We start from the raw sequence: 14,673 nt of genomic DNA on the forward strand, positions 1-14,673 counted from the left end.
AGCTGATTATTGCTCAGATGTTTGTTGCTGTGCTTTGTCATTCATTATTTTCGTAATAGCTAATTTATCTGGTTTTTGTGTTGAATTAAGTGGCATGTGTGTGACCGGTAAATACATACGTGGCACTTTGTATCCAGCTAATCGCTCACGCATATGTTGGTCGAGTTGGTCAACATAGTCCTCAGGTTGCTCTCTTAAAATGATCGCTGCTGCAATAGACTCGCCGTATTTCGGATGTTCATAACCGACGACAACACAGCGATCAATGAGTGGATGCTCCGCGAGTGCATTTTCAACTTCTGATGGAAGAACATTTTCGCCACCAGTAATAATCAATTCTTTTTTACGATCGATAATAAAAATGTCACCATCTACATCTTTTTTAGCTAAGTCACCAGTCAGTAAATACTGATTGTGAAAAATTTTGGCCGTTTCCTCAGGTTTATTCCAATAACCAGGTGTGACATTTTTGGCGCGAATGGCTAGTTCACCAATTTCATTAAGTCCGACTTCGTTTTTGTTATCATCTAACACTTTCGCATCGACAAACATCACTGCTTTTCCGATGCTCATAGGTTTTTGTCGGGCATTTTCTGGCGTGTTAACCAACACGAGCGGTGCTTCAGTGAGACCATAACCGTTAATGATGTTGATGCCGTGCTTTTTGAATGCTTTTTGAATGCTCGGTAATGGTTGCGATCCTCCTTGAATCACATATTTCATAGCTCTAAAATGTTCTGGATTGAAATTGTCTTGTGTCAGTGTGCTGTAATACATTGTTGGAATCATAATGAGAAAGTCTGGGTGATATTGCGCAATCATGTTGTTAAGTTCTTCTCCATTAAAATAGCGTTGTAAGACGAGCGTGCCGCCTGCCATTAGAGTCGGTAACACTGTATCGTTAAAACCTAAAACATGAAACATCGGAGTTGAAATAATAGTGAGGTAGTCTGAGTTGAATTTATATGTCAGTTCAATATTGGCACCATTATGCACGAAGGATTCATACGAAAACATGACCCCTTTAGGTACGCCAGTTGTTCCACTTGTGTAAATTAAAGCGGCAAGGTCGGTTGACTCTACGTTAATAGCTTTAAATACAGAATGTTGTGAGGGGTCAACAATTTGGTTATACGCATCGGAATCAATATCCATATGCAAGTATTTTGGGTTGACCTCATTCAGTGAACTTAAATGCTTTTCAGCGTAAAACAATAGTTTCAAAGTTGAATCCTCGACAATTGCTGCAATTTCTTTAGGATTGAGACGCCAGTTAATCGGTAAGAAAACAGCTCCCGTTTTGAAGCAGGCGAACAGTAAATCCAATAATGCGACATCATTTGGTGCGAGGACACCGACGACATCGCCTTTTTGAATGCCTTGTTTTGTCAGATAATGTGCCATATGATCTGCACGAATATTCAGCTGTTGGTATGACCATTGTGTCCCTTTAAGGTGATCAATGACTGCAGGCTTCTCCACATCAAAATCTGCACGCGTTTTAATCCAATCGAAGTTCATCTCTTTATACCCCCTTGTTTATACTATTCTGTTTGACTGAATCATCTGTCGTAATTGCCCCCATTTTGCTTGATACATCGTGGGATCTACCTCTTTTAATTGTGGTGAAATTTTTGGTGTAAAGCCCATTTGAGTAATGATATCTTGCTCAATGTCTAGTCCTGGTGCCACTTCTATCAAGGTGAGGCCGTCTTCTTGCAATTCGAATACAGCGCGGTCTGTGACGAAAAAGACTTCTTGATGTAATGACTTGGCGTACGATGCGTTGAAATCAATGTTACTCACTGTCTCAACAAACTTTTGTGTATGACCTTCTTCCACTACGGACAATTGTTGGTCTTCTATACTGAGCTTGGCGCCTGCGATGAGTGTGCCGGTCAAAATCAGCTTTTGTACAGATTGACTAATATCGATAAAGCCACCACAACCATTCATGCGATTGCCGAAGTAGGAGACGTTGACGTTGCCATGTTGGTCGACCTCCGCAAAACTCATTAATGCAATTGAGACACCCCCGTTGTAGATATAGTCCCATGTTAATTCGTGACGCATGCGCACATCGGAATTGTAATTCATCCCGAAATGTTCACGACTACCTATAAAACCACCGAAAATACCAATGTCCATAATCGGCTGAACCAAATCATTGACGTGTTCCTCATGCAGAAGGTTTGTCAATTCATTGTTGATACCGTAACCGATACTCATCGTGTCCCCAACACTTAAAAATTGGGCTGCACGTCGCAACATCAGTTTTCGGACGTTAAACGGGAGTGGCGGTTCAGGTATGATGTCAATGCGTTCCTGTCCGGATAACGTTGGTTGATACATCGTTTGGATAACTTGACGATGCTGTGATGTATCTTCAACGACGTACACGTAATCGACAAGTGATCCAGGAATATACACGTGGTTCGGTTTTTGTTGACCTTTATCAACGATAGCTTTGACTTGTACGATGACCGTGCCACCATTGGACTTTGCATTGAGCGCTAAACTGTAACTTTCACCGAGATGTGCTTCTTCGTCCATGTAAATATTGCCTTGTTCATCCGCGTATGTGCCTCGAAGTAATGCGACATCTAATGGTGGTAATTGATAATGCAAAAAATCTTCGCCATCAATGTTCAAAAATGAGACGAGGGATGCAGTCGTCTTATCATTGACGCGCCCACCTTGATAGCGCGGATCAATATGGGTATTCAAACCAATTTTTGTAATGACACCTGGCGTAATCGCATTCGTTTGACGATAGTGTGTTGCGATAACCCCTTGAGGTAAAAAGTACGCCTCCAACTCATTATGTTTAATCGCTTGAGCTGTGCGAGGAGAAGCGGTCATAATACTCATAATGACACGGTCTACCATGTGCCGCTCAACAAAGTCATCTAATTCGGTTGCCAGACCACGACTACTAATGTCATTCGCCATCATCATCGTCAATTGTGTCGGTTCGTGATGTTGATTGTAATGTTCAATTAACGATGAGAGTAGTGCTGCGGGCAAGTTGGAAACGGTCAGTGCGGCCAAACCAATCACATCACCCGTTTTAACAAGTGACGGAATCGCTGCCCATGTACACTTTTTCATGTTGCAGAGCCTCCTTTTACACTTTTTATGTAAGCCCTTACATGAAATATAACACAGTTACAATGATTGTAAAAATAAAAAATTTGTATTTTCAGACAATAGACAAAGATTAGACAATTTTTAAAGTATGATAAATTGAGTGGCCACACTGTTTTCAGTCGTTTACATGGGAGATGAAAAAATTTTCAATTGGGCAATTCGGTATAGGAATGGAAACGTAAGATTGAAGAGAAAACGGTCTTCCAAATGAAAAGGACTCAACCATTGAATGGCGAGTCCTTTGATGTTTATTTTGAATGTTGTGCGACATGGCGTCCGTGTACGAAATAATAGATTACGAGTGCGACAAGTGCTAATACGGCCATCGCAATGTAAAGTGCACGGAAGCCCCATGATGAAATGAGATAGCCTAATAAAAATGGACCGAAACCTGCACCGAAGTCTAAGAAAATGTAAAATGTCGATGTCGCAAGCCCTACATTTTGACGCGGTGCTTGTTGTACGACGATAGCTTGACCGCTTGGCACAATCGTTCCGTAACCCATACCGATAAATATAGCGGACAGCGTGATGAGCCATGTACTTTGCGCGCTACTCAATATGAAAAGTCCTATCGCGAAGATAGCAATGACAGGATACATAATGGCATTGTGCCCGCGTTGGTCGAAGATTTTCCCTGTAAAAGGTCGTGTGATAAAAGAGGTGATTGCATACACGATAAAAAAGTAACTCGCGACAGTCGGTAAATTTATCGATTCTGTATACACAGATAAAAATGACAGGACACTTGAATATGCGACGCCAATGACAGCTAAGACGAAAGAGACGGGAATCGCATCTTTTTGAATAAATGCGCGAATGCCTTTCAACGGTTCGCTTTCTGTAGATATTTCTACTTTAGGTAATGGTTTCAAGGCAAGTGCGAGAACAAATGCGACAATGATTACTCCTAAACTGAGTGTAAAAATGGAGCGGAAACCGAATGATTGGTTGAATAAAATACCGAAAAACGGTCCGACAGCAGAAGCAGTTGTCACACTTAAAGCATAGTAACCGATACCTTCACCCTTACGTGCTTCCGGTACAATACGTGAAGAAATCGTACCTGTCGCTGTAGAAGAAAAACCAAATGCGATACCATGGATAAACCGCACAATTAATAATAGTGAGAGTGTTTGAATCACGAAATAAAGTGCCACTGTAATAATTGAAAAAATAACGCCATAAACGAGCACTTTTTGAGGTTGGAGCGAATCGACTATACGTCCGGATGCGAGTCGTCCCAATAACATACCGATAATGAAAATACCGGATGCGAGACCACCGATACTTTCAGAGGCATGGAATTCATGAATGGTAAAGACTGTCACTGTAACCATCAACATATAGTGAATCATGTACATTAAAAAGTTGATCAAAGTGATGAAGATAAAGTCTTTTGACCAAAGTTTTTCTTGCATAAATAGGACCACCTTTTGTCGGCAATAGAAGTAAGTTTGATATGTACTTAGTATAGAACATCGTATGCGACATGTTAAATAAGAGGTTTTGGAAGAACGGGAGGGAGCACAATGATGCATACATTGTTGTATAAAAACCGGGAGTATTACAAATTGCTGAACCTTATACTTGCTTCACGGGATATGACTTCCTTTGGTCTGCATTTTCCAAAAGACTTGCCTCAACTCCCCCACACTTTTGTATGATAGTCAAACAAATGAGGGGGAGTTGAGGCATACCCGAGGAAAAGTATTATTTTGTAAAAGGGTGATTTCACTTTTGATTGGGTGACGCGTTTGAATTGTTTACGTCATCTGAAGTGTCTCTTCCAGTTTTCCTAAATGACGCAATGTTGGTGTGAGTGCTGCAAAGAAAAAGCCTTCTTTCAACTTACGCGCTTGTGGAGCTTTGGGTGAATAGGCACGGGAACCACCATTCACCATTGACGCTTGGTTCACTTCAAGTAACAAATAACCTAACGCTTTTTTTAATTGAATCACTTCGAGTAAATGATCGTTTAAATCACCTTGTGCCTTGTCCAATAACGCATAATATTGTTCACGTAACGTTTCAAACTGTTTTTTGTAATTTTTAACATCATATTCCAAATACGCATTAATGCCGTTTTGTGCGTTTGAAAATTGATCGATTAAATCGAGCGAACTTTGAATAGATCCTAATGCGATAGGAATCTGTAATGCGACGAATTGTGGGCGAATGGTTGCCGCAAATTTCTCAGCGTCTTTCGTAATGATTTGTGATTTGGGTACTGCTACGTTGTCGAATATAATGCTGTAAGTGGCTGAACCATTGACACCAAAGAAATTCGTTTTTTCTTCAAGTGTGAGGCCATCTGTATTCGCTTGTAAAATAAACATCACCAGTTCATTCGTCTTAGTATTTTGTGAGATAGCACCGAAATAATGGTCATAGCCGATATTACTTACTGCTGGCAATTTACCGTTCACGATCAATTGGTCGCCCTCATAGTAATGCGTTAAGTTGAATGTTTCTAATGCATTGAACGACTTCATCGGGTTAGACAAGCCTGTTGCGCCTAAAGCTTGGCCGGATAAAATTTGTTGTTGTAAATCTTCGTGTAATGCCGCTTGTTGTGCCTGTTTTAAATACGTTGAAAAGGCGAGTTGGCACCATAAACAAAACGCTGTTGTCAGGCATGAATAGGCCACTTTTTCAACGACTTGCGCATTTTGTTTTAGATTATCTTTTGAAAAATGGCCGTTTTCAAATAAATGTTGAATGAATGGCTGTGCATAATATTGTCCGTTATCAATTTCGACTAAGTAAGGGTTCAATTCTTGTTCAATTAAAGTTTCAATCGTTGTCATAGTGTAGCTCCTTTATTGATTAAGATTCTCCAAAGCGTTTTAAAATCAGACTTTCTAAATAACTAATGATACGGTCGATCAGAAAACCGAAAATACCGATGAAAAAGATGGCGGATAACACATCTTCAAGGTTTAACATGTTGCGTGAGTCGACAATGAGAAAGCCGAGTCCTGATTGCGCGCCGATCATTTCTCCTGATACTAAGAAAATCCAACTCGTACCCACTGCGACATGAATGCCTGACATGATGTGTTTAAATGCGCCAGGAAAAATGATGTCACGGTATAATGACCACCCGTGTAAGTTCAAGTTGTCAGCAATTTTTAAATAATGGTTGTCGATCGTGCGTACACCTTTAATCGTGTTGAAGATGATAGGGAAGAAGGCAGCGATAAAAATAATGAAAATGGCTGGCAAACTTCCGATACCGAACCAAAGGACGATAAACGGTGACCATGCAATCGGTGAAATCGGTCGAATCGTCTGAAGTAACGGCTCAATGGCTTGATAAAGTATGCGATTGCGCCCTAAAAGAATCCCGAGTGGAATAGCGAGCATCACCGCAATAAGAAAACCGACGATAAAGCGATATAAACTAATGCCTAAGTGTAGAAATATTTCCCCGGTAATGATGAAATTGCCAATACTTTGTGCGACATGAACTGGACCAGGTAATAAGACAGGTTGGTAATGTCCAATCCAAATGACGCATTGCCAAAGTAATAAAAAGAGTGCGAATGTATAGAAAGGGCGTAAATATTTTTTGAATCGTTTGGCGGTCATGTGAATCACCCTTCCTTATATAATGAGTTGTCTACAAATTGGTCGTATGATGGGGCGTCAAACAAGTGATGCGCTTTTACGAGTTGTGCAATGTTATCATAGCCCTCTTGTTGGATTGTTAAATCACCATAAGACGTCCATTTTGCAGATTGTTCCAGTATTTTGCGATCTTGTTTATAGTATTTCGACATAACGTCGACACTTTTGGCTTTATCATCTAATTGGTAGCCTGCTTTTTTGTAGTCACTTACAAATTGTTGTGCAGCTTGATGATGGTGTTGAATGACATCTTCTTGTAGAACAAGGACACAACAATACGCATCGGGCATAATATCACTACCATGTTGTAACAGATGCCCTTTACCGAGCTGTTCACCAAGTGCACCAAATGGTTCTGCGACAGAATAACCATCAATCCGTTGTTCACTGAGTGCGGCAGGCATTTCAGCAGGTGCCATTTCGTGATAATGAAAATGATCATGGCCGATATGGAGCTGTTTGCGCATTTCTTCTAACAGTAAATAATGTGTGGAATAACGGTGTGGAATGGCAAACATATAATTATTGTCGTTGTTAAAGTCATGCAAGTCATGGCCGTTTTGACCAAGCACCACATTGCCTTCGTGATGTCCGAGTGCCACGGCTTTGATTGGCGAACCTTTTGATTTTGCTTTCATTGCGAGTTCGATCAAAGTAGAAGCGCCATCAATCCGTCCACTATTGAGTGCATCCATTAAGTCAGGCCAATTGTTAAAACGCACTAATTCAATATCATAATTCGGATTATTCTGTTTGATTTCTTTCGTCATCATCAAATTCGCGGCATGTGTAATCGGCAGGTAACCAATTTTAAGTACTTTTTTGTCTTGATTGACGTGATTTTGAGAATTTGGCGTGCATCCTGTAACAATGAAAAGGGCGATAATGAATAAGATCAGTGCTCTTTTTTGCATAAATTTCGCTCCTTTACAAATAATATTCCGGCTCTGCCATATGATGATTGAGTGCGAAATCTTCCATAATTTGACGCCGAATCGATAGTAATGCTTCATCACTGCGATTTCTCGGATGAGATTGCTGAATGGTATATTGGTTGAGAATTTGAGCCCCATCCCCGAGAAGCACAATTTCATCAGATAAATAGAGCGCTTCGTCGATATCGTGCGTCACGAGAATGAGTGTAGCATCGGTATGTGTCCGCAATTTGATCAGTTCATCTTGTAATTTGTAACGTGTAAAAGCATCCAGTGCGCCGAGGGGTTCGTCTAAGAGTACGACACGCGGTTGATGAATGAGTGCACGACAAATGGCGACACGTTGCTGCATTCCACCTGAGAGCGCGGCAGGGAATTGGGTACCTTGATGTGCTAAACCGACCGTTGATAAATATGTATTGATTTCAGCATTTGATACATCTTTCGTTAAACCGAGCTTAATATTGTCGTTAATCGTCTTCCAAGTCAACAAGTTATGGTGTTGAAATAACATTAAACAATCCGATGACGGTGCTGTCTTACGTGTTTGATCTATTACAACGTCACCCGAGGTAGGTGTTAAAAAGCCACCGATAATATTGAGTAGTGTCGACTTACCGCAACCACTTTTGCCGATAAAACTGACAATTTTTCCTTTAGGTATCGTTAAATTAAAGTCTTGAATGACATGGTGTTCTCCAAAATAATGATGTAGCATTTTAATCTCAATCATTGCATCACCCTTCCTTAAATCTTATTAAAATACTAGGGATTATAATGATAAGAAAGAGCGAGAAAGAGGTATCGACAGTATGTGATATTCTAAAATCAAATAGCTGACTGACTACTCATTTCTCGCTCCCAAATGTGACGTTGTGCATTGACGCCATAACAATAATGACGTTAAATTTTTTCGATGCCGTCAATAGGTGTATTCACAGCTTCACGTGCACGACGCACCGAATCTTCATCGGGTGCGTTATAGAGGCATACACATTTTGTCATATCTTCGCAAACATAAGTTCTTTGGAATTGAACTTCAGGTACTTCTTCATAGTGTACAGAATTTTTCTTTTTACGTTCTAAATATTGATCCATCGTAATACCTTCTGGAATGTTCCAAGTCACTAAATAGTCGATAGATACGTCACCTTGCTTCACTTCGTCTAAATCTTTACCCACGAGACGGACTTCTTTCACTAGGCTCACTTGAATAGACCCATCTTCTAAAAATTGTTTTACTTCTTCTTCACTATGACCTTCAACGATAAAATAACCGTGTGATAAATCTTCAGTGACTTGTACTTCAATCAATTCTGGACCTGCTTGTTCAGAAAGAGATTGCACCTTTTCTTCTAATTCTGCTGGCGTTTTTGCGAATGATAAATCTTGAGTTTCCAATAAGAATAATGACATAAACAGTACCTCCAACAATTTTTAATATGGACATATTACCTTAATTCCTATCAGAATACAAGGGATTATTAGAAAATAAATCAGAATTTTTCGATAAACAAGAAACAAATCTATAGAATTGTGCGGTGTTGAATCATTTTATTAATAATGAAAAATGTTATCGGAAGGCGTATCATTGGTTGAAGATGGTTTATAATAGTAAATGTGAATAAAGGAGGGGATGTATATGTATCGACGTATCGTTATTTTAGGAATGCCGGGTTCGGGAAAATCGACGTTGTGTGCGAAATTGGGAAAGGCGCTTCATATACCTACATATCATTTGGATCGTTATGCATGGGAGAGCGACACGCTTGTACCGGCAGAGGTGTTGCAACGACATGTCATTGAAATTGTGAAAACAGATGCATGGATAATGGATGGCACGTATGAAGGCACATTAGACGAGAGATTAGCGCGCGCAGATTTGTTAATATGGCTCACAGACTCACGTTGGCGCTGCATTTTGCGTGTCATCCGTCGCTATGTGATGAGTAAAATACATCCTCAAACCGGAGACAATCCAGATATTATCAGTTGGGAATTCATTCGTTATATTTGGCAGTATGAGCGTCATAAAACAGCGCGTCTGTTGTGTATTTATCAGCCTCATGCCGACCATTGTGAACTGTGGCGGAGATGAAAAGGCTTAACAAAATGATTTTAACGACGCCTTGTTCATTAATCGAATTTAATAAAAATGATTTCGATTGAGGTTTTGAACCCTTAACTTATTACAAATCTCGTTGAATGTTCAGCATAATGGTTCATGCGATGATGACATTCTTCTGAAATTTGAGTTAAGGGTTCTTTTCATGCTCAGTAAATTATCGCAGTATCAATGTGGTTTAATGATACGTGGAGTTGAACTTTGAATAAAAATGTGATCATACAGTGATGAAATAAAGTGTTACGCCTTAGTTTTATTTACACTACTAATAAAGTTATAACCACATCTCCAATAGAACGATTCTTTTTCTACTATTCAGCCTTTTTATAACTTTTTTGGATATATTGAATAATCTTTCTTAACTCAATCATGCTTGGGCGGCCAAATGGATTTGTTTGTTTTTGTTGATAAAGTAAACGATTATCTTCAGAAACTAAGAAATATGCAGGTTCATTGTGCGTCCCGTGGTCATCATAAATCGAATCATCTGGATGGCTATAAACCCCGTAAGTATTCGCAAAATCATTGTTTTCATCGACAAGCACTGGATAAGGCACTTGTTTTTCCTCAACCATTTGACGAAGATTTTCTGCTGTATCATTTGACGTTAAAATGATTTGAATATTTTTCTTTTCAAAGTAACCTACATTTTTAATTAAACTATCGAGCTCTTCCATACAAACAGGGCACCAAGAGCCACGGAAATTAATCACAAAATACCATTGGCTCGGATGCGTTTGTTGGAATTGGTGAAAATCGAATGTTGTTCCATCTGTTGCGTTCAATTGAAAGTTCGGCATTTGATCGCCTAATGTAAACTCTGCCATTGTTATTCTCTCCTTTTTATTTTCTTTAATATGGATATACTGTTAAGATATTTCTGCTAATTCAAATATAGCATTGTTGTGATAAACAGCGAAGTAGTGTGCTTGTGGTAAAGAAAAAATAAAGTAATTTTTGAACAGAAAATGACTTTTATACTACCGTTAATGTGCGGGAAGTCCTAGTTTTAACAAGAGATGAAACACTTTATATTGCACGTTTGTGAAACTCGTGGTAATTTATATGTAAACGTTTCCATAATAGGAGGTGTGTGATGGCGACCATTAAAGAAGTGGCTGCTTTGGCTGGTGTATCGGTAGCAACTGTGTCTCGGGCGATGAATCGGAGTGGCTATGTTAAAGCAGCGACGAAAGCTAAAATTGAAGCCGCGATTCAACAGTTAGACTATGCACCGAATGAAGTGGCACGGACTTTGAATATGAAACAATCTAAAGTGCTCGGTCTCCTGTTACCAGATATGAGCAACCCTTTCTTTACACAAGTAGCACGTGGCGTTGAAGATACAGCGATGGCGCACGGTTATCACATTATGATTGGAAATGGTGCGATGAATGAGCATAAAGAGTTGAATTATTTAGCGACTTTTAAAGCGAATCATTGTAGTGGTATTATCGCATCCCAACTGTCGACAGAGCATGCCTTTGAACAGCTTCAAAGTGACGAGCGACCGCATGTACTTATCGATCGAGTGACGAAGGATGACTTTTGTGTTGAAGCCAATCATCAACAAGGGGGACGTTTGCAAGCGGAAGTGGTGCTCCGTGGCGAGGGCCATCGCGTGTTGATTGTGTATCAAGATCAAAGTTATCAATCATTTCAACAGCGGTATGAAACGGCACGCAAAGTGTTGCAAGAAGCGGGCTGTACAGTGTTTGAAATATCAGATTTAGCTATGACTGAGGCACAATTTTTAAGTTTAGTTCATGCAAACGACATTGACAGTGTCATTTGTAGTCATGATGTAGCTGCATTTCGTGTATTAAAATGGCTCAATTATGACGGACAGCGGGTACCGGAAGATGTGCAAGTTGTCGGTTATGATGATATGCCACTAGCGGAATGGTTGGTGCCTGGATTAACGACTGTGCGACAACCGGCGTATACGTTAGGTGAACGCGCAGCGCAAAAATTGATCGCCCAAATTGAAGGGCAAAGCAACATAGAACGCAAAACATTGTTAGATGTCACATTAATAGAAAGAGAAACGACAAGGAGGAATCAATGATGCGTCAAATTTATGTCATTGGAAGTATGTCTATGGATTTAGTGGTATCTTCACAGGTGGTACCAGAACAAGGTGAGACAGTGTTAGGTGAGGACTTCTTTACAACACCTGGAGGCAAAGGTGCGAACCAAGCTGTTGCGGCAGCACGTCTCGGTGAACAAGTGCATATGATCGGTTGTGTCGGTGAAGATACATTCGGCGAGCAAATTCAACAAAACTTTAAAGACAATGGTGTGCAAATAGATGGCATTGAAGTGATTGAAGGTGAATCATCTGGAACAGCTCATATTACATTATCACAGCAAGACAATCGCATAATCGTTGTGCCATCAGCAAATGGTTATGTGACACCAGAACGGATTCAGCCGTACTTAGCGCGTATGGAAGCGGGAGATATTGTGCTGATTCAACAAGAAATTCCAGCAGAAACAGTCGCGCATGTGATAGATTACTGCGCGCAACATGATATTGTATCTATTTTAAATCCCGCACCTTATCGTGAAGTGCCTGCAAAAGTCATCGAACAAGCGCATTATATTACGCCTAATGAAACGGAAAGCGCGCATCTATTTAAAGGTGAGGCCATTGAAGAAGTCACGGCACAATATCCAAATAAACTCATTGTGACACTTGGTTCGGAGGGGGCAATGTATCATAACGGCGAACAAATCGTTAAGGTCCCAAGCTTCAAAAGAACGGTCAAAGATACGACGGGTGCAGGAGATACGTTTAACGGCGCCTTGGCAGTCGGATTACAAAAAGATTATTCGTTAACTAAAGCGATTGAATTTGCCAACTTAGCAGCAAGTTATTCAGTAACAGGTATGGGGGCACAAGGCGGCATGCCGTATTTTGCGGATTTGGAACGTGAATTAGGTGTATAGATTTGGAACATTAAACAGTGAAATTTCGCGTGCATTAAACAGGTGAGGTCACACAGATGAAATCGTTATTGCGGATTGTGGACTCCCAATTCCAGAAGGGGTCAAACGTATTGATATCGCATTGAAAAAAGGCACGCCATCATTTCAAGAAGTGTATGAAGCGCTTATGTATCACATGGTCGTGGAACAAGCCATTGTAGCTCGAGAAATGGTAGAGGAAAATGAAGCGTTGTATCAAAAAGTTAAAAACGGTTTTCCAACGCTTGAAATGGTTTCACATGAAAAATTTAAAAAACAAACACGCCATGCGAAAGCAATTATTCGAACAGATGAGGCAACACCATATGCCAATATTATTTTAAAAAGTGGTGTGATTTTCTAAGGGGTGACAACGGTGCCCTACCTAGACCATCAAAATTTCAAGAGCTCATGAATCACCTTGATACGAATGAGCGACTACGATTAGCCACTGTTGAAACAAATCAATGAGTAATTAAACCACATATTTATCAAAAGTAGACGTATGTTTGGGAGAAATCTCACATACGTCTGTTTTTATGATGTCTCACAATTTAAAGGGAAGAAAATTAAAACGGGGGCTTTGCTGTATTTCCTCTCCACACATGTCATGAAGAGAGACTGAATGTAACAGAGGGTGAAATGAGCAAATGTTCCACAAAGAGAAAAGTCCCGAGGCAAGCAACCAACCATTTAAAACAACGTCTTTATCACCCAATACCCAAAAACAACACGACATCCATCACACCACAAAAAATGCCCCTGATGTGAGATGAAGCACATCAGGGGTCTAAAGGTTTTAAGATTTTAAGATGATTTTTTTAATTATCTAGAGTTGTAAAAATGATACAAGATGTCGGTATGTTGCTATAGATGAAAGGGAGTGTATCACTATACCAACAACCTTAACTATAGAATCAAGTTGTAATTTTGGAGGTGTTACGCAATTTTAGGGGTATAACGTAACTACCCAATACATGTCACAATATCAAGGGCTAATTTATATCATGGCATATATTAACATGTTACAGTCGATATCGTTTCACTCTATGTAGTAGAGGGATAACATAGGCGAACCTTCAACTGTTTAATAGGATTCATACCTGCTGTTCAATCTTACTTTAGTTATGGAGGATAAACATTTCCGTTGTGACAATCTGCTATCAACTATGCTGAGATTGTCCAACTTGGCTTTTACTTATTAAGGGAAATATGAATGCTTGCTTACTGTAGTCTTTTTAGGAATGACTGATATGTGTATGATTCTTGACCCTTGGCTTCAAGTAACGGATTTGATTGAAATGCGAACAATGTTGAGATAGGTATCAGCATTGTTACTTTGTAATGTAAAACATAGATATGAGTGTGCGCACAATAACAAATATCAAGTAACATTACGTTCCACCATCAATTAAGACAAGTTGTGCAGGGCTAATGCGACGTTGCCTTAATTGAATTGTTCAATGATAAAACGAAAATATCAGAGAAGCCTTCATATCGTTCATACGGTCATCACAGTGTACGCATAGGGCTCAAGTTATGCCTTTGAGACCAGATGAATCGCTATGAAAAAGCAAAGCCATTACAGAGAATGACATGTGATATACGTTTATCGAATTGAACAATTTTAAGATAACACATCATATAGGTTTTGTAAACAAAAAAGTTAGGCTAGCCTAAAAATTTTGTGTAACGGTCTATTTTAATGTGTTTCTATGTTTTTTGATATATCAGTGAAGAGATGATGCAACGAACAACGATTTCTATTTTAATTGCATAGAGTATGCAAGCGGATGAATAGACTTCTTAGAATAATGTGACAGCGATGAGGCAGGATATCGGACGGACTATATCTATATC

Annotated in this window: 12 protein-coding genes and 1 pseudogene; 4 read left to right on the plus strand and 9 right to left on the minus strand. The window is 39.7% G+C overall.

The genetic code is table 11. The features are described from left to right. Nucleotides 1-6 precede the first annotated feature (6 nt). From fadD to P3U61_RS00865, 8 genes are all read right to left on the minus strand, one after another. Nucleotides 7-1,521 (minus strand): long-chain-fatty-acid--CoA ligase FadD, encoded by a 1,515-nt coding sequence (gene fadD, locus P3U61_RS00830; protein WP_014612829.1) that lies wholly within the window; start codon nt 1,519-1,521, stop codon nt 7-9. Between the two features lie 18 nt (nt 1,522-1,539). Continuing rightward, entirely contained in the window at nt 1,540-3,111 is a 1,572-nt protein-coding gene (gene fadX / locus P3U61_RS00835) for a fatty acid degradation protein FadX (protein ID WP_323695709.1), read from the minus strand. 287 nt (nt 3,112-3,398) lie between these two features. Further along, a complete protein-coding gene (locus P3U61_RS00840; RefSeq protein WP_014612831.1) occupies nt 3,399-4,571 on the minus strand; it encodes an MFS transporter in 1,173 nt (390 codons plus the stop codon). Between the two features lie 345 nt (nt 4,572-4,916). Then, nucleotides 4,917-5,960, minus strand: a complete 1,044-nt coding sequence (locus P3U61_RS00845; protein ID WP_037542148.1) for an acyl-CoA dehydrogenase family protein — start codon at nt 5,958-5,960, stop codon at nt 4,917-4,919. Between the two features lie 19 nt (nt 5,961-5,979). Then, nucleotides 5,980-6,744 carry an ABC transporter permease gene (locus P3U61_RS00850; protein WP_037542150.1) on the minus strand — a complete coding sequence of 255 codons (765 nt, stop codon included), beginning with the start codon at nt 6,742-6,744 and terminating at the stop codon, nt 5,980-5,982. Between the two features lie 5 nt (nt 6,745-6,749). Beyond that, nucleotides 6,750-7,697, minus strand: a complete 948-nt coding sequence (locus P3U61_RS00855) for an ABC transporter substrate-binding protein (protein WP_014612834.1) — start codon at nt 7,695-7,697, stop codon at nt 6,750-6,752. A 13-nt stretch (nt 7,698-7,710) separates the two neighbouring features. Further along, nucleotides 7,711-8,451, minus strand: a complete 741-nt coding sequence (locus P3U61_RS00860) for an ABC transporter ATP-binding protein (RefSeq protein WP_104052140.1) — start codon at nt 8,449-8,451, stop codon at nt 7,711-7,713. Between the two features lie 170 nt (nt 8,452-8,621). Continuing rightward, entirely contained in the window at nt 8,622-9,134 is a 513-nt protein-coding gene (locus P3U61_RS00865; protein WP_063284751.1) for a DUF4242 domain-containing protein, read from the minus strand. 226 nt (nt 9,135-9,360) lie between these two features. On the opposite strand from P3U61_RS00865, the gene P3U61_RS00870 reads away from it, so the two are divergent. Further along, nucleotides 9,361-9,816 (plus strand): P-loop NTPase family protein, encoded by a 456-nt coding sequence (locus P3U61_RS00870; protein ID WP_014612837.1) that lies wholly within the window; start codon nt 9,361-9,363, stop codon nt 9,814-9,816. Nucleotides 9,817-10,154: 338 nt separating this feature from the next. On the opposite strand, the gene P3U61_RS00875 is transcribed toward P3U61_RS00870, so the two are convergent. Then, complete coding sequence (locus tag P3U61_RS00875; RefSeq protein ID WP_015729726.1) at nt 10,155-10,670, minus strand: peroxiredoxin family protein; 516 nt, start codon at nt 10,668-10,670, stop codon at nt 10,155-10,157. Nucleotides 10,671-10,939: 269 nt separating this feature from the next. Here P3U61_RS00875 and P3U61_RS00880 point away from each other — a divergent pair, with 269 nt between their 5' ends. From P3U61_RS00880 to rbsD, 3 genes and pseudogenes are all read left to right on the plus strand, one after another. Then, nucleotides 10,940-11,911 carry a LacI family DNA-binding transcriptional regulator gene (locus P3U61_RS00880; RefSeq protein ID WP_063284752.1) on the plus strand — a complete coding sequence of 324 codons (972 nt, stop codon included), beginning with the start codon at nt 10,940-10,942 and terminating at the stop codon, nt 11,909-11,911. After that, the gene (gene rbsK, locus P3U61_RS00885) at nt 11,911-12,795 is read left to right on the plus strand and encodes a ribokinase (protein WP_041614892.1); all 885 of its coding nucleotides are present in this window, start codon (nt 11,911-11,913) and stop codon (nt 12,793-12,795) included. Before P3U61_RS00880 ends, rbsK begins: the two co-directional genes overlap by 1 nt. After that, nucleotides 12,788-13,177, plus strand: a pseudogene (rbsD, locus tag P3U61_RS00890) (D-ribose pyranase). The gene rbsK and the pseudogene rbsD overlap by 8 nt, the downstream one beginning before the upstream one ends. The last annotated feature ends 1,496 nt before the right edge of the window (nt 13,178-14,673 follow it).

The sequence above is a fragment of the Staphylococcus pseudintermedius genome (assembly GCF_034042775.1).
Taxonomy (GTDB): Bacteria; Bacillota; Bacilli; order Staphylococcales; family Staphylococcaceae; genus Staphylococcus; species Staphylococcus pseudintermedius.